This window comes from Leptolyngbya sp. FACHB-60 (assembly GCF_014695775.1).
Taxonomy (GTDB): Bacteria; Cyanobacteriota; Cyanobacteriia; order Phormidesmidales; family Phormidesmidaceae; genus Nodosilinea.
Genome location: NZ_JACJOX010000008.1, coordinates 119,094 through 143,928 on the forward strand (window position 1 = coordinate 119,094; position 24,835 = coordinate 143,928).

Annotated in this window: 24 protein-coding genes; 11 read left to right on the top strand and 13 right to left on the bottom strand. The window is 57.1% G+C overall.

Annotated elements, in window-relative coordinates; genetic code table 11:
- Nucleotides 1-72: 72 nt before the first annotated feature.
- The 4 genes from H6F57_RS27880 to H6F57_RS01880 all read left to right on the top strand — a co-directional run bounded on the left by H6F57_RS27880 (nucleotide 73) and on the right by H6F57_RS01880 (nucleotide 2,980).
- On the top strand, nucleotides 73-198 hold the full coding sequence (locus H6F57_RS27880) for a hypothetical protein (RefSeq protein ID WP_277873715.1): 126 nt from the start codon (nucleotides 73-75) through the stop codon (nucleotides 196-198).
- An 85-nt stretch (nucleotides 199-283) separates the two neighbouring features.
- Nucleotides 284-835 (top strand): hypothetical protein, encoded by a 552-nt coding sequence (locus tag H6F57_RS01870; protein WP_190630555.1) that lies wholly within the window; start codon nucleotides 284-286, stop codon nucleotides 833-835.
- Nucleotides 836-923: 88 nt separating this feature from the next.
- A complete protein-coding gene (locus H6F57_RS01875; RefSeq protein WP_190630556.1) occupies nucleotides 924-1,427 on the top strand; it encodes a hypothetical protein in 504 nt (167 codons plus the stop codon).
- Nucleotides 1,428-1,432: 5 nt separating this feature from the next.
- On the top strand, nucleotides 1,433-2,980 hold the full coding sequence (locus H6F57_RS01880; RefSeq protein WP_190630558.1) for an NAD(P)/FAD-dependent oxidoreductase: 1,548 nt from the start codon (nucleotides 1,433-1,435) through the stop codon (nucleotides 2,978-2,980).
- 19 nt (nucleotides 2,981-2,999) lie between these two features.
- Here H6F57_RS01880 and H6F57_RS01885 read toward each other — a convergent pair whose 3' ends face one another.
- The 5 genes from H6F57_RS01885 to H6F57_RS01905 all read right to left on the bottom strand — a co-directional run bounded on the left by H6F57_RS01885 (nucleotide 3,000) and on the right by H6F57_RS01905 (nucleotide 8,586).
- Entirely contained in the window at nucleotides 3,000-3,338 is a 339-nt protein-coding gene (locus H6F57_RS01885) for a hypothetical protein (RefSeq protein WP_190630560.1), read from the bottom strand.
- Nucleotides 3,339-3,366: 28 nt separating this feature from the next.
- Nucleotides 3,367-3,969 (bottom strand): hypothetical protein, encoded by a 603-nt coding sequence (locus H6F57_RS01890; RefSeq protein ID WP_190630562.1) that lies wholly within the window; start codon nucleotides 3,967-3,969, stop codon nucleotides 3,367-3,369.
- 207 nt (nucleotides 3,970-4,176) lie between these two features.
- The gene (locus H6F57_RS01895; RefSeq protein ID WP_190630564.1) at nucleotides 4,177-5,829 is read right to left on the bottom strand and encodes a SpoIID/LytB domain-containing protein; all 1,653 of its coding nucleotides are present in this window, start codon (nucleotides 5,827-5,829) and stop codon (nucleotides 4,177-4,179) included.
- A gap of 219 nt (nucleotides 5,830-6,048) precedes the next feature.
- A complete protein-coding gene (locus H6F57_RS01900; protein WP_190630567.1) occupies nucleotides 6,049-6,279 on the bottom strand; it encodes a DUF433 domain-containing protein in 231 nt (76 codons plus the stop codon).
- 114 nt (nucleotides 6,280-6,393) lie between these two features.
- Nucleotides 6,394-8,586, bottom strand: coding sequence for an argonaute PAZ domain-containing protein (locus H6F57_RS01905; protein WP_190630568.1), 2,193 nt, complete (start codon nucleotides 8,584-8,586; stop codon nucleotides 6,394-6,396).
- A gap of 361 nt (nucleotides 8,587-8,947) precedes the next feature.
- Between H6F57_RS01905 and H6F57_RS01910 the strand changes: the two genes are divergently transcribed.
- Nucleotides 8,948-9,253 (top strand): hypothetical protein, encoded by a 306-nt coding sequence (locus H6F57_RS01910; RefSeq protein WP_190630570.1) that lies wholly within the window; start codon nucleotides 8,948-8,950, stop codon nucleotides 9,251-9,253.
- A 291-nt stretch (nucleotides 9,254-9,544) separates the two neighbouring features.
- On the opposite strand, the gene H6F57_RS01915 is transcribed toward H6F57_RS01910, so the two are convergent.
- Together H6F57_RS01915 and H6F57_RS01920 are read right to left on the bottom strand one after the other, a co-directional pair.
- Nucleotides 9,545-10,213: a HEAT repeat domain-containing protein gene (locus H6F57_RS01915; RefSeq protein WP_190630572.1), complete on the bottom strand. Its 669-nt coding sequence runs from the start codon at nucleotides 10,211-10,213 to the stop codon at nucleotides 9,545-9,547.
- Nucleotides 10,214-10,367: 154 nt separating this feature from the next.
- On the bottom strand, nucleotides 10,368-10,979 hold the full coding sequence (locus H6F57_RS01920) for a methyltransferase domain-containing protein (RefSeq protein WP_190630574.1): 612 nt from the start codon (nucleotides 10,977-10,979) through the stop codon (nucleotides 10,368-10,370).
- Between the two features lie 56 nt (nucleotides 10,980-11,035).
- Here H6F57_RS01920 and H6F57_RS01925 point away from each other — a divergent pair, with 56 nt between their 5' ends.
- On the top strand, nucleotides 11,036-12,076 hold the full coding sequence (locus H6F57_RS01925) for an LD-carboxypeptidase (protein WP_190630576.1): 1,041 nt from the start codon (nucleotides 11,036-11,038) through the stop codon (nucleotides 12,074-12,076).
- A 4-nt stretch (nucleotides 12,077-12,080) separates the two neighbouring features.
- On the opposite strand, the gene H6F57_RS01930 is transcribed toward H6F57_RS01925, so the two are convergent.
- From H6F57_RS01930 to H6F57_RS01955, 6 genes are all read right to left on the bottom strand, one after another.
- Complete coding sequence (locus H6F57_RS01930) at nucleotides 12,081-13,667, bottom strand: glycosyltransferase family 39 protein (RefSeq protein WP_190630578.1); 1,587 nt, start codon at nucleotides 13,665-13,667, stop codon at nucleotides 12,081-12,083.
- Nucleotides 13,668-13,851: 184 nt separating this feature from the next.
- Nucleotides 13,852-15,114, bottom strand: coding sequence for a hypothetical protein (locus H6F57_RS01935; protein WP_199289932.1), 1,263 nt, complete (start codon nucleotides 15,112-15,114; stop codon nucleotides 13,852-13,854).
- A gap of 260 nt (nucleotides 15,115-15,374) precedes the next feature.
- A complete protein-coding gene (gene crtD / locus H6F57_RS01940; RefSeq protein WP_190630580.1) occupies nucleotides 15,375-16,919 on the bottom strand; it encodes a C-3',4' desaturase CrtD in 1,545 nt (514 codons plus the stop codon).
- A 221-nt stretch (nucleotides 16,920-17,140) separates the two neighbouring features.
- Complete coding sequence (hetR, locus tag H6F57_RS01945; protein WP_190630583.1) at nucleotides 17,141-18,070, bottom strand: heterocyst differentiation control protein; 930 nt, start codon at nucleotides 18,068-18,070, stop codon at nucleotides 17,141-17,143.
- Nucleotides 18,071-18,700: 630 nt separating this feature from the next.
- Nucleotides 18,701-19,282 (bottom strand): hypothetical protein, encoded by a 582-nt coding sequence (locus tag H6F57_RS01950; RefSeq protein ID WP_199289933.1) that lies wholly within the window; start codon nucleotides 19,280-19,282, stop codon nucleotides 18,701-18,703.
- Between the two features lie 68 nt (nucleotides 19,283-19,350).
- A complete protein-coding gene (locus tag H6F57_RS01955) occupies nucleotides 19,351-19,515 on the bottom strand; it encodes a hypothetical protein (RefSeq protein ID WP_190630586.1) in 165 nt (54 codons plus the stop codon).
- A 193-nt stretch (nucleotides 19,516-19,708) separates the two neighbouring features.
- Here H6F57_RS01955 and H6F57_RS01960 point away from each other — a divergent pair, with 193 nt between their 5' ends.
- From H6F57_RS01960 to sppA, 5 genes are all read left to right on the top strand, one after another.
- Nucleotides 19,709-20,221, top strand: coding sequence for a Ycf51 family protein (locus H6F57_RS01960; RefSeq protein ID WP_190630588.1), 513 nt, complete (start codon nucleotides 19,709-19,711; stop codon nucleotides 20,219-20,221).
- Nucleotides 20,222-20,257: 36 nt separating this feature from the next.
- On the top strand, nucleotides 20,258-21,445 hold the full coding sequence (locus H6F57_RS01965; protein WP_190630590.1) for an iron-containing alcohol dehydrogenase family protein: 1,188 nt from the start codon (nucleotides 20,258-20,260) through the stop codon (nucleotides 21,443-21,445).
- Nucleotides 21,442-22,644, top strand: coding sequence for an aspartate aminotransferase (locus H6F57_RS01970; RefSeq protein ID WP_190630592.1), 1,203 nt, complete (start codon nucleotides 21,442-21,444; stop codon nucleotides 22,642-22,644). The genes H6F57_RS01965 and H6F57_RS01970 overlap by 4 nt, the downstream gene beginning before the upstream one ends.
- A 101-nt stretch (nucleotides 22,645-22,745) precedes the next feature.
- Nucleotides 22,746-22,943 carry a twin-arginine translocase TatA/TatE family subunit gene (locus tag H6F57_RS01975; RefSeq protein ID WP_190630595.1) on the top strand — a complete coding sequence of 66 codons (198 nt, stop codon included), beginning with the start codon at nucleotides 22,746-22,748 and terminating at the stop codon, nucleotides 22,941-22,943.
- A gap of 31 nt (nucleotides 22,944-22,974) precedes the next feature.
- Nucleotides 22,975-24,810: a signal peptide peptidase SppA gene (gene sppA / locus H6F57_RS01980; RefSeq protein ID WP_190630598.1), complete on the top strand. Its 1,836-nt coding sequence runs from the start codon at nucleotides 22,975-22,977 to the stop codon at nucleotides 24,808-24,810.
- Nucleotides 24,811-24,835: the final 25 nt, after the last annotated feature.

Here is a 24,835-nt window from a genome sequence, read left to right on the forward strand (position 1 = left end):
GGCATCGCACAGCGAAACACTGGCCGGTGGTGTCCACCCTCCGCCTATTTTGCCTTGACCCCTAATGGAAAGATGGCGACATCAGTTCCACCAAAATTTATAGCGATATCGATCGCCCCCTTAGTGCTGAGCGGTGACCTGTTTGGCAGCGATCGGGGACTGGGTGAATATTGCCCAGGACGGCGATCGCCGCTTTGAACTTGAAGCCCTAGGGTAGATTGGTGCTGCGGCAGGCGAAAAATTCGCTACCCTAAACGGTCGTGTAGCGTAGGCAGCAACAAGAATGGCAGCAATGGAAGTTGTGGGCAAAATTGCGGTGGGTTTAGCCCTCGGGGCGACCCTGGTCAGCGGCGGGCTAGGGCCTGCTCTGGCAAAGACGCCAACGCCGACGGCGGCAGAATTCAGCTTAGACAGCCGCCTGAAACAGACGCGATCGCAGTCCTACCGCTACGCCATGCTGGCCGGCTACTCCGCCGCCGAGCGAGAAGACTACCACACAGCATTGATCAACTTTCGCCGGGCTTTGACATTTCGACCGGGCGATCGCTACGCCACTGCCGGCATACGCAATATGCAGACCTACATCGCCCAAGAGCGGGCCGAGGCCGCCAAACAGGCCGAAATCGTGCAGCGCCAGGCAACCCTAGCCAGGGCCGTAGAAGCCAGCGACTGGGCCTGCGCCGCCGCCTCGGTCGATCGCCTGGTGGTGCTGATACCGCCAACCTCCGCCGATCGCGCTCGACTGATTGCCTACCGGGGCGAGCTTGCCGGGTTCATCCAGGCCAGGGCCAACTTAGACCAATGGTCTACGGTTTGTCCCGGAGGTCAGGTTTAGTCGCTCACCCCCCAAGGTAGGAACGCCGACGCGGCATAATAACTATTGGGCCCACGCCCAATTGTCTTTGCCCCATTGTCTTTTGCACATGAACTACCTGGTCGCCGTTTTAGACAATCGCATCAAAGCCGAAGAAGCCTACAACGCCCTTGAAGAAGCCAGTCTGCCCAAAGACAACTTCGACATCTTGGGCAAAGGCTTCAAAACCGCCGACGAGTACGGGCTCGTCGACCCCGCTGACCAGGCCTGGAAGCAAATTCGCCTGATGATGGTATGGCTGGTGCCCTTTGGTTTTGCCGCCGGGTTCTTGTTCAACGTTGTTACCGGACTAGATACCTTTGCCTTTACCGGGCGGTTGGGCAACCAGATCATTGGCGGTTTGCTCGGGGCATTCGGGGGCTCTATGGGAGCCTACTTTATTGGCGGCGGCATGGGCATTCTCGGCAGTGGCGATGCCCTCTCGTACCGCAACCGACTCGACGACGGCAAATTTTTGGTAGTAGTGCGCGGTTCTGAGGCGGTAGTGCGCCAGGCTACCCCCATTCTGCGCAAGTTTCGTCCCGAGAATATCCAGGGCTACACAGGGGGCTAAGGGCTATGCCGTCTCCCAACGCCGACGTTGTTGTCATCGGCAGCGGCATTGGTGGCCTGTGCTGCGGCGCGCTGCTAGCTCGCTACGGCTATAGTGTCACCGTCTGCGAAAGCCACACCATTGCGGGCGGCGCGGCCCACGGCTTTGAGCGTCAGGGGTTCATCTTCGACTCAGGGCCATCCCTCTACTCAGGGATGTCGTACCGGGCTTCCACCAACCCGCTGCGCCACGCGCTCGATGCGGTGGGCGAAGGCGACAGCATCACCTGGGCCAACTACAACACCTGGGGTGTGCGCCTGCCCGAAGGCGACTTTGATACCACAGTGGGCAACGATCAGTTCGCCGACGTGCTGCGCAATCTGCGAGGTGAAACTGCCGTCAAAGAATGGCATCGCTTGCAAAAAGCGATGGTTCCCCTGGGCAAAGCGGCCACCGCCCTACCCCCGGCCGCAATCAGGTTGGATCTGAGCGCAGTGCAAACCGTTGCCCCCTACGCCTGGGAACTGCTGCGAAATGCTCCAGCGCTTACCCAATCCAGCAAACCCTTCAGCACCGTGCTCGATCGCACCACCCGCGATCCCTTCATTCGCAACTGGATGAATATGCTGTGCTTTTTGCTGTCGGGCCTACCTGCCGAGGGTACCAGCACCGCCGAAATGGCCTTTATGTTTGCCGAGTGGTATCGTCCGGGCGTGACGCTGGACTATCCTATGGGTGGCAGCGCCGCCCTGGTCAATGCCTTGGTGCGCGGTCTAGAGAAGTATGGCGGCACCCTGCGTCTAGGAACGCACGTGGAGGAAATCTTGGTAGACCAGGGGCGCGCGGCTGGAGTCACCCTGAAGTCGGGCGAAACCCTCAGGGCCAGTACCGTGATCTCCAACGCCTCCATTTGGGGCACGCTGAAGCTGGTGCCCGATGGAGCCTTGCCCAAGGCTTTTGTAGAAGAGCGCCAGGCTACCCCCGAGTGCCCTAGCTTTCTACACCTGCACCTGGGTATTGATGGTGAAGGCCTGCCGCCCGACCTAGCCTGCCACTACATCACCGTGGAGGATTGGGAACGAGGCATTGACGCACCGCAGAATCTCATTGTGATGTCGATTCCCACGGTGCTCGACCCGTCGCTGGCTCCACCGGGCAAGCACACCATCCACGTCTACACCCCCGCCACTGAGCCCTATGAACTGTGGCAGGGGTGCGATCGCCGCAGCGCTGAATATGCCCAGCTCAAGGCAGAACGGGCAAAACCCCTCTGGCAGGCCCTTGAGCGCATCATCCCCGATGTGCGCCAGCGGGTAGACGTGGAATTGGTCGGCACTCCCCTCACCCACGAACGCTTTTTGCGCTGCCATCGGGGCAGCTACGGCCCCGCTATCTCGGTTGAGAATGGCCTTTTTCCAGGGCCAAAGACCCCGCTTGAGGGGCTGCTCTGTGTGGGCGGTTCTACCTTTCCCGGCATCGGCCTACCAGCGGTAGCCGCCTGTGGATTGATGACCGCCAACACGCTGGCCTCGGTCAGCCAGCACCGCCAGATGCTGCGGGATGTCTTGGGCTAAGGGATGCCAGCTACTGTTTTCAAAACGGTAGCCTGCGGGTCGTCAACATTTGGTAGCCATAGCCCATGCATAGTAGCGATACTAGAAACTGCCACAGGCTGGTGGGGTTGAGAATGGCGCGGCTGCTGGCAAAGACACAGATAATGCCAAATGCGATCGCCACCCAGCCCACTGACTTCACCCCAGAGGGCAAACACACTAGCATAAATACCCCAACCGCTAGCGACAGCACTGACAAATCAGCCGCAATACCGCGCCACCAGGGATAGGCTGACGTAGTAAAGAAAATATTCGTACCCAAAAAGTAAATCCCCAAAATCATTAGCGCGAACCCAAGTAAGGGCGTTAGCAGCCGCATGGTTAACCTCGTCAGTACAGTTAAAATGTCAAAATTCTCTAGTCTGCGATCGGTCTCCCGACTGCCCTAGGCTCCAGGCTATGACCAGTGGCACCCCAAGGCCAATCACCAGGTTGAGCAATAGCCATCCGTAGGACTCTGGCCCGCTAAACCCGTGGAGGTAGAACCCCCGGCGGGTGGAGGACAGCAGAGCATCCCAAATTAAATGGGCGCTGATGCCCACCGACAGCCCCATCGCCCCATCGCGTAGCAGATTGGCCACCGTTTTTTGCCAGGTCGCCAGGGTGAGCCGCGAGGCAAACCATAGCCACCCGCCCAGCCCGCCCACGGGTATCATCACCGAGTGAAACAGCCAGCTGCGGTGGATGAGAAATCGCAGCCCAGTGGCGTTGTAGATGGGAATATCCCAGTCGGGAAAGGCCATATAAAAGAAGGTACCGCTGAGCAGCGGCACCCCCAGCTTGCGAAAGAAAAACAAGCCACTGGCCCCCCAGACCACCATGACTAGAAAGCAGATGGGGTTGATCGTTGCTGCTGCATTCCGGTAGTTGCGCTCTAGCACCCACCAAAAAACAACGCCGGTAGCAATGCCCACGGCAAAATGAAGCAGCTTATCCAACAGTGCAGACATTTGGTAGCTTAGGAACCCGATTGTGACTACAAGGTCAAACCCAGCATTCCCGAAACCTTCTAGACTGCAAGCAATCATCACCAATCCCCATCGGGATTCTTTTTCTCGCTCCTGGGAACGTGGGTTTGGGAATTGGTGGGTGGCAAGGTCTGAAGCTTTGGGACTGACCCACGCTACTTCAACCCCCATCCCATCACTCATTCCTACTCAACTCGGCTCACGCCAAAAGGTCAGGTTTTCGCCGATTGGCTGCAACGTCGTACCGGGGTAATAGAACTGAAGAATGCGCGGATAGCTCCAGCCCAGATTACCCAGACGATAGGACCCCGCCTGGCTCAGTCCCACGGCGTGTCCCCAGCCACCGCCGACAAAGCGATAGCCGGTGAGTGGCCCCGTAGCGCCATCGGCTCCGGCGGTGTACATCGGTTCCAGGTAAAAGAGCAGGCTGCGGGGAGGCCTGAGCACCCGCACAATTTCGTCTTTTTTGAGCTGCACCACGCCCAGGTCGGTTTCGATGTCAATGGTCTGAACTCGGCCCGAGTTGGCTCGCTCGGAGACTCGCAGCGATCGCACCTGGGTAAACCCCGCCAGCGGATGCTGCCGCCGCCCCAAATATCCCTTGAGATCTGCCGTAATCTCGCTGAGAGTGCCCTCGTTGCGCCAGCGAAACAGTTGCCAGGTTTCTTCGTTAAAGCCTTTGTCGATGGCAATAAATCGCCGGATTGCCTCCTCGGAGTTAAGCGGGTACTGGTTGATATTCCACAGACCGTAGACCGAATCGACCACGGGACGCAGGTAGGGCCGGTCTGGCCCCTCCCACACGTCGCTAAAGGCGGCAGTCACTCCGCCCGAGGTAGAAGAATACAGAGCATCCACCAGCTCGTTTTGGTAGGTGAGCACCTGGCCCTGGGTGGCGGTGATGGCCTGGTCAGTCACCGGGGCGGTGCCCGTCAAACCCCGATACACCTGGCACTGGGTGTCGGCACAGAGTTCGTAGTCGTCGATCGCAAAGCGGCGCAGGTTGCGCAGGGCATAGGTGCGGGCCAGCACCGCCTGGGCCTGAATGGCTGGCACCGGGGCACCGGCCCCGATCTCGTGGGGCACTACCCCACGCAGGTAGGTTTCGATCGGCACGCTGTTAACCAGGGTATAGGTGCCGTAGGTGTTGGGCTGCACCCGCAATGTGCCGCCGTAGACACGGGTGACAGGCGGCTCGCCGGGCTGAGTGACCCGCACCCGCCCGCCGCTAGCGCGAATGTCGAGGGTGTCGCGGCCATAGCGATAGCCGTTGGCCTCAAAGTAGGTGCGGGGAATTTGGCCAACCACTTCGCTGTCGAGAAAGACTTCGGTAAACCCCTGGGCTTGCAGGTTTTTGACCAGCAGGCGGCGCACTAGGGGGCTGTCGTAGGTTTCGCGGTTGGCCCACACTTCCCAACTATCGGGCTGAGCAATCTCGGGCTCAATGCCGCGATCGCGCCACTGCTGGGCACTGTATTCGGCGGTCTCAAAGCTGCGGTGGTTGCTGAGCACGACGCGCTCGCCCAGGGTGGCCTCGGGCAGTTGCTCGGGGGCAAGGCCGATCACAACCCGGCTGGTGGTGACGGTTTGGGGCTGGCCCTGGGTGTCAAAGCTGAGGGTGAGCTGCTCACCGGGCAGGGCTTCGAGGGTGATGCGGTCTTGCAGATTTTCGCCAAAGCGCTGCACAATGCCCACCTGAATTACCGGGTTTTGGGCAGCGGGGGCGGGTGCTGCGATGGAGGTGGTGAGGGCGATCGCAATGCCGCCCACAGCCCCCAACCATCGCGATCGCTGATGGCCTAGGGGTTGAAACTGAAATCGGGGCAGGGAGAGCGTAGCCATAGTGCTCTAACGAAGTAGTGTGCTACCCGCTGTTTATGCAGTCGGGTCAGAGAAATTCTAGCGGCTTCAGACCTTTGAGGGTGGGAATCTTTATTTGGGTTTATTCTCGATGGGCAATCGTTGCTTTCATGCCTACATCCCGAATGTGAAGCGAGTTTGGAAAAAGGTCGCTCAAGCGATTTGGCAGTTGGGGCTATAGGTTTTCACCAAAAAGTAATTTCATGCCGATAGAGGAGCGGTCATGAACCGACGCTCGCGGTCGGCAGCGTAGGCGATACAGGCTTTTAGATCTTCTCTCGTCAGGTCGGGAAAGTCATCGAGAATTTCGGCTTCGGTCATCTGGGAAGCTAGGTATTCAAGCACTTCATAGACGGTGATGCGTAAGCCGCGTACGCAAGGTTTGCCGCCGCGCTTGTTGGGTTCGATGGTGATGTAGTTTCGGTAGTCCATAAATTACTCAATCAATTGTCTTGATTCGTTGATTGGAGGAAAAGGTTAGCCGACACAGATTGGGTGAAATGAAGTGGAATGTCCGGATGATGTGCCACCCAACCTATGGCACTCTTAGACAGCAATCAACTTTTCTCGACCAATATTTTGAAGGATATTTATCTGACCAATACGCTGAAACTCCTTACTACTTTTGTCAGCTAGATGCAGTACCCAAGGCAGTCGGCATGAACGAAAACCACTGGCAGGATGCAATTGAGTGAGATGATAAGTTTGCAAAGCTAATAATTCAAGAGGAGAATCCCCATACTCATGAACCACCCTTAGAGGCCTTACACTACCAATATTTCCAGCAGCTGCTTGGCTTGTTACCATAATAAAAGAACGTTCTTTTGGCATGAATACAGTGCTGCCAAGTTGAGCATCCCGATAAACTTTTCTTCCATCTTGCATGACTTCCTGCCCCACTCTTCCTGCCCCGCTTTTGCGTACCCCTACAAGATCTACAGAAATTCCCTGCTCCTTCAATGCTGTTATTGTTTGGTCAAATTCTCCTGATTGAATCAATCCATCTCTCATTAACAGTATTTTTTTAGGATAGCGGTTGCAAATATTGTGAAATTTAACAACAAGCTTAGAAACTGTTTGCCAAACCCCTTGACCAGAAAAACGCTCTCCTCTCTGAACATCAGGAAGCTCCCAACCTAAGCTTTGCCCGTCAGCCAGCACAGCAAAAGCTGACGTTCCATAATACAGTTCTCGATTTGTACCAGTATCAAAACCGATAATCAATTCTGCGGCGTCAGGATGATCTATTGGTTCCAGACGTATAGGTTGCCAACCAGCTTTACATAATAAACCTAGCACTACATTTATAGCTTTATAAGCATCAGCTTTTGGCTTAGGCACTATGAATTGAGTAGCAATACCAGCTTTCAACGCTTCAACTCTAACTTGCTGTTTACGCTCGTTAGGTGACCATGGCATAACTACTAGAACAGTTTTTATATCCTCATTTGACCATGTTTGCCAAAACATCTGTCGATCAAGGGCACCTTCGGGTAATTGACTCAACACTCGGTAGGAATCAATTTGTATCTGTGCATCACTCTGTTGAGCCACTTCTTTTATGCATTTTTCAACTTCTGAAGGATATCTATGTTGTTCGTCAAAGAGATTAAGACAACCAAAGTTAGTCTCTCCGACTTTAACACAACCCTTGTAACGAACTTTAGCAGCCTTATCTACCTCTCCCTTCAAGGCAAATAGCTTTGCTGTGGGAAGAACAAACCCATTTACCATCAATGGTTTCGGCAAAGAGTAAATCCCATAGATTCTTTCAAAGATTGTTTGAGCCGTTTTTTCGCATTCTCTCAGCCTAATATCTAAATTCTTCTTGATATAGCTAAAAACTTCTTGAATATTATTCTTCTCTTTCTGATTGGATTGTTCTGCGATGGTTGCCAACATTTCCATTGTTAGGCTAGGTGAAAGCCTTTGAGATAAATGAGTTACCACCTGAGCATTCCATTGATTTGCTCTTTTCACATACACGACACGCGAATTCTGTATTTCTTCCTCTGTCGCCCCATTTTGACGATGATAATTGGCTAAAGTCATCCCCAAGCTTTCAATCAAGGTCTCGTCGGGTGTTTGATCAGAGAGTCCCTCATATCGCCAGCTAATGTAATTATTGCTCTTATCTTTGTATGTGTTTCGAGCATAACTAATCAAAATATCAGGATATTCATCTTGCCATTGGTGAAGATTCCACGGAGTATAAAAGCGATGATGTATATCTATCTCTAAATATAGAATGCCTTTAGAATCGATGTCGACATCTATTCTTCTCCCTTTATGCACTTCCCAACCCTTGCCATACTTCTCTTTGCCTGCATCCCCTGTTATCCACCAAATTAATCCGCCTTCAGAAGCTCTCTCAATAGCTGTCGAGTTCCACATCCTTAATTGTTTTTCTAACTTTCTTCTCTCTAGGCCTTCTAATCCCTTAAGATCTAAAGAGTCAGCGCAGTTTAATTTTCTAGTGGAAATAAGTCTCAATTCCCAGTTCTCGCCTTGCAAGCGATCTAGGCTAATAGCTTCTTGAGTTATAATCCTTGAGCCTAATCTGGTCGCGGGGATCCCAAGTTTATAGCAAATGCTAGAAATTGCTTTTTGTTCGTCGCCTTGATCAGGATTCTCTTTGAAGCTACAGCTATATTCATAAATCAAAAGCTCAGAATCACTCAATTGTTTCACAAGGAAACGGTTCAACACAACTTCAGTATCTTCAAATTCGAGTTTCATAGAAACATTAACCTCACTTACTGGTTTTAACAGAAATCCTATAGTAGAGACAGTCCTTCAAACTGCTTTTATGGTCTAACTCACCCTTTGAGATCTTCTCCACGGTTGACGAGGAGCGGTTGTATCAGTATTCTCTTTCGTTAAGCCGTTCAGCAGAGCGGTGATTACGCAGAACTCGAAAATCTTAGCGCTGCCGGAAGGTGTTGACACCACCAACCGACAGCTAACCCCGCAAATCTACGCCGCAGATTGCGAGGCTAGGCTCATCGTACCCTAGCCCCCACAGTTTGCACTTCAACTGCGGGTGGCTGGGGTTTTCGCGTTCTGTTTCTTCCATACCCACGACAAGGAAACAGAACCGATGTTTGAATATCTCGAACCCGATGCCAGCGGCGCATCCAATCTTCCGCCGTCTTCACGCAGCACCCCCCAAATTCGCCCAGAGCGGGTGCGCCACATGCTCTACGGCAGCCTCGCAGCCATAGACCGCACCATCAAAATTCTCCATGCCCTCGGCTACACCGACCCCAACGACTGGAGCGACCCCATCCCTGTGCCGCCCACCAACGGCACCCCCGGCCCAACCTCCCCAGCAGGCACCGAGCCAGCATCGAGCAAAGTCGAGATGTGGATGGCGATCGCCACCAAAACCGTGCTGATTGAGTAACGCACCCGCCCCCGACGGACTACCCATTGCCGTCGGGGGCCGCGATCGCCATCCTCAAGCCCACCGCGACTTGACACATTGAGCAGCCCATTTAACAAACTGCGATCGCTGTAAAGCAAAGTGGCACAGCTGTATAGCTTGCAGAGGCCGATGTAAAGCGAAGTGGCACAGCTGTTTAGCTTACACAGGCCGCTGCAAAGCAAAGTGGCACAGCTGTTTAATGGTTTCAGGCGTCAAACTGCCAATTGCACGCCGCGTTATGTCAATTTGACCCAGCAGTATTGATGCGCGCTAACCGTCCTTACGCTTATGCAATCGGGTGAGCGAAATTCTCGCCGACTCGGCCACCTGAAATTGAGAATCTTTTTCGAGGTAGCGCAGGGCTGGCTCAGTTTTTGGCGTAGGCAGATAGCCCAGGGCCTCGGCTAAACGCTGGCGCACCAGCCAGTCTTCAGACTGGGCAAACTTGAGAATCTCATCGACCGCCTCAAGGTCGCCAATCTCGCCAACAGCGGCGATCGCCGCCTGCTGCATCACAATCTCATCACTTTGCAGCGCCTGCATCAGCACATCGTGAGCGCGAGGGTCTTTGAGGTTGCCGAGAGACACCGCCGCACTAAAGCGCACCAGCCAGTCAGTATCTTCATAAAAGGCCCGCACCAGGGTCTCAAATGCTCGGGGATCTTCTAAATATCCCAGCGCCCCAGCCGCGTCAGCGCGAATGCCGTAGTCGGGGTCAGAGGTGAGCAGATTGATCAAAATGTCAAAGGACTCTTCATCGGGCTTAATGCCTAGGGCAAACACCGCCATCGAGCGAATTTGCAGGTTTTTGTCGTGGAGCGCCTGCCGAATCAACGGTGCCGCATCGGCTGCGGGGACATCCCGTAGCGAAGCCAAAGCCAGCATGCGGTCTTTCGAGTCTTCGCTTTTAAGCTGGGCAGAAATCTGCTCTAAATCCATGGGAAAAGTTCAGGGTGAACGGTCTTCTTCAGTATAGGGAGATGGATGGAGTGGGGGGTGAGGCGGTGGGGAAGGTGATGGGTGGGGAAGTGGAGAGTGCAAAATGCAAAATTGAGAATTCTCAATTTTGCATTTTGAATCCATCCGCTCCGCGTTACCGTCGCCGCAAACGTCCAAAGTGCTCTTCCCCGTGCCGCGACGGGACGGAGTTAGCCACCGGCTCTAAGGTAACGATGTCAAAGTAGGGTTCGAAGAGCTGACGCACTTCTGCCGGAGCGGTGCCAAAGGGAGGGCCGCCGGAGCGTTGATGAGTGAAGAATACGGCCAGCAATTCACCCTTTGGCACCAGGAGATCGGCTACCAACGCCACGTAGTCGGGACGCAGGGAGGGATCGATCGCGCAAAAGCAGGTGTGTTCGATCGCGTAGTCAAATTGACCCGCCAGGTCGGGGGTCAGGTCAAAGATGTCCTTTTGCAGCAGGTTTAGGGAAAGCTGCTGAGCCTGGGATTGTTCTCTGAGCGACTGAATAGGCGAAGGGGCAAAGTCGACGGCGGTGACCTCAAACCCCTGTTGGGCAAAGAAGATGGCATCGTGGCCGCGCCCGGCACCGAGGGCGATCGCGCGGCCAGGCTGAGGCGCATCCGCAGCGGTCAGCAGCGATTGAAAGGCGGGGGCAGGCTGACCCAGATCCCAGCGGGGGGTGCCCTCTTGATAGCGCTGTTCCCAGGCGGCAGAGCTAAGGGATGACGGGGTTTGTGCAGTCACGGGAGGCTCCGGTGTATGCTCGGCAGTGGTGTTGCAAGAATTTTAGGGTAGCGCGTATGCGGCGGCGACAGCTATTGGGCGGGCTGGGGGTGGCGGCGGCCGGGGTGGCGCTGGGGCAGCGGGCGGTGCAGGCCCAAGGGCGTCCTACCCTACTGCCGCCGCGCTTGCGAGCGGGGGATACGGTGGGGATTGTCAGCCCAGCGGGGGCGACCTTTGAGCGCGATCGCCTCAATCTGGTCATCGACGCTGTTAAAGCCCTGGGGTTTGTGCCTCGCGTGGCTCCCCATGCCCTGGCGCGCTACGGTTATTTGGCGGGCACCGATGCCGAGCGGGCCGCCGATGTGAATGCCCTGTTCGCCGACCCGGCAGTCAAAGCGCTGCTGCCCATTCGCGGCGACTGGGGCAGCGCCCGCATTCTGCCCTACCTCGACTACGACCTGATTCGCGCCAACCCCAAGGTAGTGATTGGCTTTAGCGACATTTCGGCCCTGCTGCTAGGTCTCTATGCCCAGACGGGGCTGGTCACCTTCCACGGCCCCCATGGCCTGACCGCCTGGCGAGACGACCAGGTGGAGCCGCTGCGCCGCATTCTGATCAACGGTGAAACGCTCACCTACACCAACCCACTACTAGGGTCTGACCAAGACCGCCTGATGCGCGACCAGGGCCGCATTCAGACCATTACGCCGGGCCGCGCCACCGGGCCGCTGCTGGGGGGCAATCTTTCGGTCATTTCTGGCATTGTGGGATCGCCCTATATGCCCGATACCACCGGGGCAATTTTGTTTTTAGAAGACGTGGGTGAAGCGCCCTACAGCATCGATCGCATGCTGACCCAGCTCAAGTTGGCCGGGGTGCTCGACGGTCTGGCGGGATTTGTGTTTGGCCAGTGCATCGCCTGCGGTCCTGGCGAGGGCTATGGCTCGCTTACCCTGGATGACATTCTGCAAGACCACATCAAACCCCTGGGCATTCCCGCCTACGCGGGTGCTTGGATCGGTCATGTAGAACCTCTGTGGACCTTGCCCATTGGTGGGCCAGTGACGATGGATGCCACTGTTGGTAGTCTACAAATGCAGGCTCCAGCCGTGAGATAGTCCCTCAAGATTCCTGAGGCGGAATGAGCCGCACCAGGTCCGTGGGAGAGAACTCGGTGGCATCGGTGGCTGGAGCTGTCTGCCATCCCGACGGTACAGTTTCTAGCAGTGGCGGCGCTGGCTCAAATAAAAACAGGCTGGTTTGAGGCTGAGCCTGAACCACGGTTTGCAACGCGGCGGCAGTGGGTAGAGCCTGCTCTGATAGCAACCACAGGGTGGTATCAGGGTTGAGGTAGTGGCTGAGGGAAATCGCTTCTCCTAAGGTGATGCCGCTGGGGCCAAAGATAACCACCGGAGCGCTCTCCTGGTTGAGGTAGTTGGCGATCGCCAGGTTGGGGTAGCTCAGAGATTTATTCCACCAGGTAAGGGCGCGGGTGTTGGTGAACCCAGAGGCGATGCCCAGCGTGAGCAATAGGGCCAGTAGCGCCGCTCCCAGCGCCCTAGACCGCGACAAAGCGGCGGCGAGACCAGCGTTGATCAGGGGGGCGATCGCCAGCGGCACCAGCAGCAACGACGGGAAAAAGTAGCGGGTGTTGGTGGAAATCTGACCGGTACGCACAATGTCGCCGCCAATCAGGACCAGAGGCGGTACCAGCAGCCCGCAGCCCAAAAACACCGCCGTTGAGCGTGGATAATGTCGCCCAATATGAACCAGGCTGACGGCCACCAATCCCAGCACCAGGGCCGGGCCAGCTACTGTAAAGGGATGGTCAAGCGGCAGATTAAAATCAACCACGGCGGCGCTGTAGTGCAGCCCCCACAGTTTCGCCAAAGAGTCTAAGGGTTGAGGGTCATCTGTCCAGGCCGTGACCTCTTTCAACCGCTCCCACCACCACACAATCGTCCAAATCCAAGGCGCAAACAGGCCAATGCCTAAACCGTGGGCCAGCACAAACCCCAGCCAGGGCCGTCGCTGGCGCTGGGTCAGCGCCATAAAAGCCAGGTGGCTCAACCCCAGCAACCCAGTCATCAGCGACCCGTACCAGCTCAGCCCCAAAGCAAGACCGTAGGCCAACCAGGCCAGCGGCTGGTTGAGCCGCAGCGCCCGCACCAGGGCACCGTGGGTCAGCAGCAGCCCCACCGCCCAGAGGCTATACTCACGGGCCTCCTGGCTATAGATGATCTGTACGGGCGACACCGCCATTAGGGCCGTCGCCAGCCAGGCTACGGGTGGGTTGAGCGGAAACAGCTGCCGCCCCAGCCAAAACATGGCTGCCAGGGCGATCGCCCCAAAAATCGCCGCGATCGCCCGATAGCCCCCCACCGAAGCCCCAAAGATCCGTCCCCAACCGTGGGCTGCCAGGTAATACAGCGGCGGGTGCTCTGGGTGGTTGGCCAAGGCATCCCAGCAGTCGACTAGGGAGGGGGATGGCGGCATCTGCTGATAGTGCAGCAGATCAGAAGGAGTCAGATCAGGACGATCTAAGACAGCATCCTGTACAGCTGGTCCCATGTAGCCCGCCACCCGCAGGCTGGTATAGGCTTCATCGTGCCAGTAGACCTTGCGGTCTAAGTTAGAGAAACGCAGTACTAGCCCTACTGCTATGGCTGCGATCGCCACGCCCTTGACTCCAACCCAGCCCTTTGCCAATCCTCTCCTCCCTAAATTTGGCCTCGGCCATCCCAGGCTCAAACTGTGCTCAAGCCCTACCCACCACCGACGGAGTCTGGAATCTGCCAGTCCCCCTAGACTACGACTGTTTGGGCAGAGCAGCCTCCCCTAGCGGGCACTACCCTAAGGGGAAAGCCATGGCCTGACTCATCCCAAAGGCGATCTAAAACTGGTAGCCCACGTCGCTAAAGTTAGTGATTAGCGCCACGTTGGCGTGCTCCAGACTAGTGACCAACCAGGGCACCTCCTTGCAGGTGCGGCGCTCATGCAGATTAAACAGCACCGACAAGCAGCGCTCTAGCCAAGGCTTGGCGGCCGAGCAAAACAGCACCAGCCGCAGCAGCAGCCCCATAGTTAAGGCGTGGCCCACATCGTTAACGAGGTGGCGAAAGTTGCGAAATACGGGCCGGTGGGGGCTATCGACCACCAAAAAGTTGAGCAGACGGCGACAGGTCTCAACCAAAATAAAGCTGTTCAACGGCTGGTTGTCAAACTCCGTCAGGGTTTCGCGCAGGTATTGGCGCAGGTTGCGGGTGAAGTGGTTGCCGCTGTACTTGGGTTCTGCCGCTGCGATCGGGCCAATTAAATAGTCGACAAACTCATCTTTAAAGTCGCGGAACGATCGCACGGTTTTGCTATAGGTGGCAAACCAGCGGGCTTGGTCGCGGTGGGTGCGGCCATCAATTTTGCCGGTATAAAAGCTCAGCGCCTGCTCTAAACCATCAGCATCGAGCAAGGTGGGATTGACCACCTTTCCAGCCCGGCTGGGAATCTGGTGCTGGGCGTGGTAACGGGCCAAGCGAATACCCAGGTCGGTTTCGGCTCGGCGGCGCAGGTCGTTAATGTTTTGCTTTTGCTCTTGGCCACTGTCTTTGGTCAGCAGACTGTTGTCGTAGAGAAAAGGGTAGTGGCGAATGCGGTGGGCCAGGGGCTGATCTTCAACCACCGCCGTCGCAGAGACGTCGGCCTCCCGAGCAGAAGACATAATCTGCTGAAGCCGCACCAGCGACGCGTACTGTTCAGTCTGAGGAAATTCTTTAACTAGACCGTAGACCTTTTGAGCCTTGGGGTTAGTGCTATTGGCGGGGGGCAGATCCTCAAACAGTCGCACCAGCTCTGGAATGGCCCAATGATCGCGGGGCTGAGTGTACCAGATGTTGATTAGGGTATAGCAGCAGCGGTTGAGCACATACTTAAACTCGCGGCTAGCAGTCTCTTGCTCAGAGAGACTCAGGAGGGCGCTGGCCACCGAGCTGTCGGGATAGTTGGCTACATCCAAAAACAGGCTGCGAAACCGCGCGATCAGCTCATGGGGGGCCTCCTGCTTACGCCAGTACTGCCAGTGCTGGTAGAGCAAGTCCTCTAAGTTGGCGGGAGGCCGACTAGAGTAGTTTGACCACGAATCTAAGGAATCCCAGGGACTCATGCTGCTGACCTGATTAGAAGAGCGGTAGATGACGAAGGCACCCCATCAAAACCGACGGTGGCGGGGATAAGCTGCACTTCCAGGAACAGGAGTGATTTAGCCACAGCAAGTTTGCCGGCAGGCTAAGTAGCGAGTTTTACCTAGACCAGCCCAGATCACGGGCATAGTTTAGACAATAATACCCAGGACAGGGACAGTTGTCTCTGCTAGGCAGGATGCATTCTTTAAAGTTTTCTTGAGGATTTGTCCCCTGCTAGCTCTTAAGGTGTCTTTGAATAAGCCGCAATCTGCCTCACTACGGTTTGGGCCGAGTAGCTCACCCCTGCCGTCCCTTCACCCGGATGAGTAGAGTCGCCCACCAGCCAAAGCCCAGCCATTGGAGTGCGGTTAGCAAATCCAAAAGGGCCAAAGGTGCTTACCCGCATACCTAGCCCGCCGACGCCGCCCTGATCGCGGGCGGTAAAGTGGGCAAAGGTGCGGGGGGTAGCTGCCTCGACGTGAATCAGATGCTCGGCCCGCAGGTCAAAATAGCTACCTAGCCGGTGCAGAGCGCCATTGATATAGTCCTGCTTCATAGCTTCGTAGTCGCTGACCTGCCACCACGGAGCAAGGTCAGTGAATGATGAGGCCACAATGGTGGCTCGTCCCTCAGGAGCGCGCCCGTCTCCGGGGCGGCTGACTGACACAAACAGGGTGTTATTTTCGGCAATAGGACCGTCGTAGCTGTAAAGAAACTGCAGGTGGGGTGGACAACCATCGGGAATTGCCGCTGCATCTACCCCAAGATATAAAACAAAAGCACCGTTGCCTGCGGGGAGTGCCTCAACCCGCCGCTGATAGCCTCGGGGGACGCGATCGCCTAACAGCTGCACCAAATTTTGTACTGTTACATTGGCGACCACGTGGTCAGCGGGTTCTACCCAGGTTTTGCCAGTTTTCTGGTCTGCAACTGTTACTCCGCTCACTCGACCTTGGGCGGCATGAATTTGGTGGACACCGTGGTTGAGCTGAAGCAGGCCACCGTCGCGCACCAGCGCTTTTTCTAGACTGTCGCTGAGCATTTGCATGCTGCCCTTTAAGTGCCACAAACCTTGGGGCGCTTGGGACATGCTGAGGGCGGTAGCGGCGTAGAGCACCGCCGTCTCATCGGCGCCCACCTGGGAGTAGAGCTTGAGTTGGAGGTCGAGGAAGGTCTTGAGGCGGCGATTTCTAGAGGGATCGCTGCGCGAATCGCCCGCCAACCCCATCTGCCTCAGTACCTGGCCCACTGTACTAAAGGTGTAGGGCACTGTCGTCAGAGTATCGGGGCGCAGAGCTTGGGTCAGCTGCCATAGATCCCACGGGCTGCGGGGGGGCAACACCGGCTGTCGAGATTGAAATCGCCAGCTGGGCTGAAACAGAGTCTGCATCAGCTGCCAGAAGGGCTCACTGCCCGGAAACTGTCGCTGGCGCTCAGCTTGCCAGGCTACGGGGTCACGCCATACTTGAATGGGCTCGGTTTCACCGGGCAAAAATACAGCACAGGCTGGGTCACAGGGGGTCGCCTCCGGCAGCGGCAGATCAAGCTCGCTGAAGATTTGGTGGTGAATGCCCTCCGGCTCTAGCCCTGCCACCTGGGTTGCCCCCACATCAAAGGTAAAGCCTCGCCGCTTAAAGGTTGAGGCACAGCCCCCGGCTACACGGGCCTGGTCAAATACTCGCACCGCATAGCCTCGACGAGCTAGCAGAGCCGCTGCGGTTAGTCCACCAATGCCAGCGCCAACCACTACTACCCTGCGGCCAGGGGATGAAGAGGCATAGCCCATAGCGTTACATTTCTTTACGATATTCTCAGCTTAACTCAACCTGAGAATGAGATTAGGCAAATTTTGAGGGCAAATGATGGCGTTCACCGCGTAAGGGATTGGCAAGTCAACCGATTTGGTGTTCAGCTTGATGGCTTTACCCCTGGCTGATCAGGTCATCCTTGCCGCCTTCTCGCTCGACCGTTGACACTGGATTACAACCGAGCTTGCGACCTAGCACTCTAGTCATACTCGCGGCGGCCTGCGGCAAATTGCAGCACCATGGGCAGACCACCGTCCTGGTGGTACTTGTCGGCCCAGGCACGCAGCATGGCGTCGAGTTCTTCTAGAGCAGCCGTACGATCTTGGGGGGCGACATCAAACACCTCTACCCCCCGCAGCACGCCCTCATCTTCTCGCACCCAGGCCTGTAGCAAGCTGAAGAATCTCGCCACATCGTCGATCATGGCGAAGACTCGCTCCTGTTCCCCCTTGGGCGAGTATGACTCGCTAGCCAGGGCATACAGCGGAATATCCACTAGGGGAGAGTCAATTTGAATCACAGTGCCAGAGTGCAGCAGTCGAAATTTAATGTGCGACATCAGGGCGTCACTGAAGGACATGCGCTGGCTGGAGGGCAGTTCCTCCTGCGACATGTGATGGAGTAGCTCCATCAGCTCGGCAAATTCGACCTGGTCTAAAATCCGGGCACGGGGAGCGCTGGAGGGCAGGCTCTCTTCGATGCTTTTGCGCTCGCCGGGGGTCAACCCCTGCAGTCGCACCCGGGTCGCGCCAGGGTTGCAGGGAAAGTGCTCTTGCCAGAGAAACGGCAGGGCGATGAGATAGTAGGGCTCCTTTGAATTGAGTACCTTGAGGCTTTGTCCTTCCGCCAGGGCAACCTGAATCTCTTGGACAATGGCTTTAACCCGCTTGGGCTCAACGTGGTACAAAAACCCCGTTTTGCGAATATTGTTGCCCTGTTCGACAAAAGTGCTGTAGATCGCCAGTTTGGCGGCGGTGGTGGCGGCGTCTAAAAAGGCTCCGTAGCGGTGCCCGCCCATTTTCATGGTGCTAAGGGCGAGGTTTAGCAAAATCCAGTCTGCAGGGCTACTGTCTACGGCTCGCAGCAAGTCATCTTTCAAATCGGGCGGAACTTGAGACGGGTGGGTCACAGGATAAAAATGACTCAGACTAGGTAAATTAAAGAGTTTTTAGCCTTAGTAACTTACCGCTAACACTAAGGTGACGATGATGGCTACTTAAGACAAAATAATCGCGTTTGAGCTGCTTAAAATTGCCTACTCATTGATTTAGAATCTCACAGTAAGCATGAGGTAAGCATTGAGCGCCAAGCATCAGGCATTATTTGCCCATCTGCCTTTGCAAGAGATGACCTAACTAGCCTAAGCAGCAAGGCCTGCGCCTCAGTCGCAGCCCCTAGCTGTAGAGCACTATCATGCCCCTAACATAGCCCAAGCTCACAATTTTTGCGGCTTTCTATGCTTTGAGATTTAGTCAGAATTCAAAGTATAGGTTTAGTTGAAGAAAATGCTTCATATTAGAGAGCAAAATGCTTAGAAGTTGATTGTCTGCGGCCAGAAAATTGAAGTTGGGCTGAATTCAGCCCAACTTGGGCATGAACTTAAACCCAGGTACATCTAGACGATCGCTGAGGCCAAAGCCTGGGAAATAGTCCCCAGCTCTAGGCAACTCGACGCTGGGGTGGGGCATCAGGATAGCTACGGGTTGCAAATCGGTTCTCGTTTCTAGAAGGCCGCAGACAAAAGCTTCGCAAACTGATGCTACGACCCAGTGTCGGCGGGCTGGGCGGCACCGCAGTAGCCGTTGACCTCGGTGATGAGCTGCGATTCGGTTTGGGAGAGGGTCTCAATAGAAGAGACTGCTGTCATGGTCTGCTGCTGAGATTCTTCGATTTTGGCAGGCAGCTCGGCCTCTGACTCGACCTGCACTACGAGATCCATGGCTTCTCGGGCGTCGGTGAGAGCGGTGCTGAAGCCCTGCACAACCCCTACATAGTCGTCCCTAAACTTGCTGAGGTCTTCGTCCCTCAGGGTGGTGGACTGGAGATCGCCCACCAGCCCGTCGAGGTTGGTGACCACTTTGTCGACGGCTGTGGTGTACTGGCTGGCGGCTAGCTTGATGTCGTCTAGGTTTTTGACTTGGGCAGCGCTCTCGCTAAAGGTTTGAATCTCGGCTTCAAACTCCTGCATAAAGCCCTGGGTTTGGTTGACCACTTCGGCGAGCTGGTTGCACTGGGCGACCTTAGATGACCCACAGCCGACCAGCAGCAGCGGTAGCACCAGCACTGCCCGGCTGATGCCCCGTCGCCATTTATCGATGCCCGTTGCTGCTACCTGTGTCATCGCTGCCGCCGTTGTTTATTGCTACGGCTTCAAGTTTTACCCTGTCTTGGTTAGGTTTACAACCTAATTTATTGAGTTTTGATGGTGAGGTGCAGCGGAATATAGGACTGTCTAGGGAGAGAGGTTGCGGCTCTAATAAGCCTCGTTGGAGCAGCGGTGATGGCGATCGCGATTCTCCTCCGGAGAGGCTGCGCCACCGCCCATTCAGCCATCGCGATCGCTCCCAGTTCCATACCCCACTCCGCAAAGACTGGAAAACTGCTGATAGGATCGAGTATTAGAGGGTATTGCTAGATACCAAGGCTGTGGGTCTGGGCAGCATCACCGCTGTGGAATGCTCTTCCCGATTGGGCCAGGGCTTCTGCGATATCTTGGATACTCTGGTGAATACTTTGGCCGTCTCAGTTTATAGGATGCGATCGCACCATGCTCAGCCCCGCCGAATTTTTAACTGCCACCCAGTGGGCTGGCATTGGCACCCTAGTTCTGGCCGCGATAACAGCGCTGGCCTTCGTACTCAAGTGGGGTCTACGTTTTCGCTTGGTGGGAGCCACGGGGTTTGCCGCTGTGCTCACCGTTGGTCTTCTAGGCCTGAGCTTTGAGCCCTTTAGCCGCATCGCCGTGCCCGGTTCTATCCCCTACATCACGGTCTACGACTCTGGGGCCAGCCAGATTGTGATCACGGTACCGCCAGCTATCACCCCTGAGACGCTAGATGCCACCCTGCACCAAGCTGCTAGCAATCTGTTTAAGCCCTACCGTCTAGGCCTGCCAGGGCAGGTCGCGACCATTCGTGCCCGCACGGTTGTCCATGACCCCGATGGCATCTCTCGGCTGCTCTATCTAGGCCAAATTCAGCCCAATCCTAAGGGCTCAGAGGAACCGTTTCAGGTGCAGCTCAACCGCGATTCATGGGCTAAACTCCCGACCCAAAGCTAAGCCTACCTATCCACCTACTCATCCATCTCCCCGCCTATGACCACCGCTCAACTACCCATCCTTGCCATCTCCCCGGCCCAGGTTGTTCGGGGAGATGGCATTTTGACGGCCCAGGAAGCGGCGATTTCCGGAGGGATCGCTGCACAAATTGCCCGACTGGGTCAGCGTCCTCTAATTGTCGGCGGCAGCCACAGTCTAAAGCTGGCTACTCCCCTGGTCGAGGCCCTAAGCGAAGCAGGTCTAGCGACTCAGACGGTAGCCTACGGCCACAACTGTAGCGAAGCGGCCTTAGACCATCTGCACTCTGCCGCGACGGAGCACCAGGCCGATGTGGTGATTGGCATGGGCGGTGGCAAAGCGCTCGATGCCGCTAAGCTGCTGGCTCACCAGATTAATCAGCCGGTGGTGACGGTACCCACCTCCGGGGCTACTTGCGCGGCTTGGACAGCGCTGTCGAATGTCTACTCTGACCAGGGGGCCTTTCGCTACGACGTCGCCCTAGACACCTGTCCTAATCTGCTAATTCTAGACTATGCCCTGATTCGCACCGCACCCCGGCGCACCCTGGTGGCGGGCATCGGCGATGGCTTAGCCAAGTGGTATGAAGCGGCGATCAGCAGCGGCACAAGCCAGCAAACCCTGATGGTGGCGGCGGTGCAGCAGGCGCGGGTGCTGCGCGACATTCTGCTGCAAAAGACTCCGGCGGCCCTGGGCCAGTGGGGCGGCCCCGACTGGCAGGAGGTGGTGGATGCCACAGTGCTGCTGGCTGGGGTTGTGGGGGGCATTGGCGGTGCCCAGTGCCGTACCGTGGCGGCCCACGCTGTACACAACGGTCTGACTCAGCTACCCGCTAGCCACGGCATTCTCCACGGCGAGAAGGTGGCCTACGGCATTTTGGTGCAGCTGCGCCTTGAAGAGATGGGGGGCAACGCCGCCCTGGCTCGCGCTGCTCGGCAGCAGCTATTGCCCTTTTATCAGGCGGCAGGATTGCCCCAAACCCTGACTGACCTGGGCCTGGGAGACATTACCCTAAGCCAGATTCAGCAGGTGGCCGAGTTTGCCTGTCGCGAGGGGTCTGACATTCACCACCTGCCTTTTACCGTCACCCCCGAAGCAGTGATGGCGGCCATGGTGTCGCCCCTGTGTCCTGAACTGCGCGAAAAGCCCCGCGCCTCTGCCCCTGCCCGTTCGTCCTCTAGTGTTGCCCCGGAGGTGCAGCCATGACCCTCGACTGGATGCCCACCGCTCACCGCCTCAGTGCATTGCCCCCCTACGTGTTTGCCCGCCTGGATGAACTCAAGGCCCGCGCCCGCGAGCAAGGACTTGATTTAATCGACTTGGGCATGGGTAACCCCGACGGCCCCACCCCGGCTCCGGTGGTGGAGGCCGCCCGCGCTGCGATCGGCGATCCTGCTACCCACGGCTATCCGCCCTTTGAGGGCACTGCCAGCTTTCGTACCGCCATTACCGACTGGTATGGTCGCCGCTACGGAGTGGCCCTTGACCCCACCGCCGAAGCCCTGCCCCTGCTGGGCTCGAAAGAGGGCATTACCCACCTGGCCATGGCGTTTATTAACCCCGGCGATCTGGTGCTGGTGCCGACTCCAGCCTACCCAGCCCACTTTCGCGGGCCGGCGATCGCCGGAGCCGAGATCTACAACCTGCACCTTACCGCTGCCAACAACTGGCTGATCGACTTCGACGCCATTCCAGTGGAGGTGGCCCAGCGAGCCAAGGCGCTGTTCTTTAACTACCCCAATAACCCCACCGCCGCCACTGCTCCCCGTGAGTTCTTTGAGGCCGCGGTGGAGTTTGCCCACCGCTACCAGATTTTGCTGGTGCATGATCTCTGCTACGCCGAGCTGGCCTTTGATGGCTACCAGCCCACCAGCCTGCTGGAGATTCCTGGCGGCAAGGAGGTCGGGGTTGAGTTTCACACCCTGTCGAAAACCTACAACATGGCCGGCTGGCGGGTGGGCTTCGTGGTGGGCAATTCCCACATTATTCAGGGCCTGCGCACCCTCAAGACCAACCTCGACTACGGCATTTTTGCGGCCCTGCAGCGGGCGGCAGAAACGGCCCTGTCGCTGCCCGACCACTACTTGGAAGAGGTGCAGCAGCGCTACTCATCGCGGCGCGACTTTTTAATTGACGAGTTTGCCTCCCTCGGCTGGACGGTGGAAAAACCCCAGGCCACGATGTACCTGTGGGTGCCCTGCCCCCCCGACAGCACCTCGACGGACTTTGCCCTCTCGGTGTTGCAAGAAACAGGGGTGGTGGTCACCCCTGGCAACGCCTTCGGCCCCGGCGGCGAAGGCTACATCCGCGTCAGCCTGATTGCCGAATGCGATCGCCTCGCCGTCGCCATGGATCGCATTCGCCAGGCGGGCTTCCACTTTGCCCCTGAAACAGCGACGGTGTAGGCGTCGAAAAGCCAGGGTGCTAGTCGCCTTTGGTTTGGTTCCTAGCCCGGCCTCTGGCCCCAGGCTGTATAGTTAGACAAACATCCAACCTTCCTAGCGCCATGTTTAACCTCGGCTGGACTGAAGTCGTTCTCGTCATCGGAGTGGCCGTGCTGATCTTCGGCCCTAAGAAAATTCCTGAACTGGGCAGCGCCCTGGGCAAGACCCTGCGCAGCTTTAAAGAAGAGGTGAGTCAGGCCCCCGATGACGCGGCCATCGACACCTACGAAGACGCTGAAGACGCTGACGTATATCGATAATTTGCCTTTTTAACCCCTTAGTGTTACCCCCATGCGGCAATTTTTGAAGTACACCCTGGCGAGCCTGACCGGGTCGATCTTGTTTTGTTTGCTGCTGGGCTCTTTACTTACCCTGGGGGCAGTGGGGCTGGTGGGCGTGATCGTGGCCGGTCTGGGCAAAGAAGGCGATGCCCCTACCGTCGAGAAAGACACGGTGCTAGTCTACGACCTCTCTACGGTGATTCCTGACTCGCCGGAGGCGATTGTCCCTAGCGCCCTAGTGTTTGGCACCCAGTCACCAAGCGAACTGACCCTGCGCCAGGCAGTGCTGGCCCTCGAAGAGGCAGCCACCGACGATCGCATCACCGCCCTTTACCTGAAGGGCAGCACCGCTCTGGGTACCGGGTTGGCCAGTCAGACCGAAATGCAGCCGGCGATCGCAGCTTTTCAAGCGGCAGGCAAGCCAATCTTGGCCTACGACATCTCCTGGAGCGAGCGGGAATACGCCGTGGCTTCCCTGGCCGACACGGTGTACCTCAATCCTTTCGGCGAGATTGAGATGAACGGCCTCTACGCCGAGACGATGTACCAAGCCGATGCCCTGGAGAAACTAGGGGTGGGAGTGCAGGTGACCCGCGTGGGCCGCTACAAGTCGGCGGTGGAGCCGCTGATTCGCGACACCATGAGCCCCGAGGAGCGGGAGCAAACCCAGCGCCTGCTGGCGGATGTGTGGCAAAACCTGCTGACCGCCGCCGCCGCGCCGCGCGATCTGTCGTCCCAGCAGCTGCAAACCATCGCCAATACCAAGGGGTTTTTGTTTGGGGCCGAGGCTGAAACTCAGAAGCTTGCCGATGCGATCGCCTACGAAGACGAAGTGATCACCGCCCTGCGGGAGCTGACCGGCGAAGAGAATGAGGAGGTAGAAGACAGCGACCTCGACTTTCGCCAGATTAGCCTGGCGGGCTATGCCGCCACCGTTGATGACCCCCTCACCAGCCGCCGCTCTGACAACCAGGTGGCATTGGTCTATGCCGAAGGCCCCATCATCGACGGCGGCGACGGCGACTTTAGTCAGACCGGCACCATTGAGGGCAATACCCTGGCCCGGCAGCTGCGTCAGCTGCGCCAGGACGACGAGGTCAAGGCGGTGGTGCTGCGGGTCAACAGCCCCGGCGGCAGCGCCACCGCCTCGGAGGTCATTCTGCGCGAAGTTCAGTTGTTGCGCAAGGCGGGTAAGCCCGTAGTGGTGTCCATGGGCAACGTGGCGGCCTCCGGCGGCTACTGGATTGCCTCCCAGGCTGACGCCATTTTGGCCCAGCCCACGACGATCACAGGTTCCATCGGGGTGTACGGCATCTTTCTCAACCTCGAAGAGCTGGGCACCAAAGTGGGAGTCAACTGGGACGGGGTCAAAACCTCGGAGCTGGCCGATATTTTCTCTAGTACCCGGCCCAAAACCGCAGCCGAACTGGCGATTTTGCAGCGCTCCGTCGACACCATCTACGACAGCTTTCTCGACCGAGTGGCCGAGGGGCGCGACCTGACGCGGCCGGCGGTGGCCGAACTGGCCCAAGGACGAGTGTGGTCGGGTCAGACTGCCCTTGACCTTGGCCTAGTGGACGAGTTAGGGGGGGTCAATGATGCGATCGCTACCGCCGCCGACCTAGCCGAGCTAGGTGACGACTGGCGTCTGCAAGAATATCCTGAACCCAGCGAGTTGCAGCGATTTTTGCGCGGCTTTTTCAGCACCGAAGTTACCCAGGCCCAAACCTACGACCCGCTGACAACTCAAGTGCTTCAGTTCGTTGACGACACCCAAATCCTGCGCACCCTCAACGACCCCCGTGGCATTTATCTGCTGATGCCCAATCGGTTTGTGGTGAAGTAGCGCTGTAGAGAGATGAGGACGATGA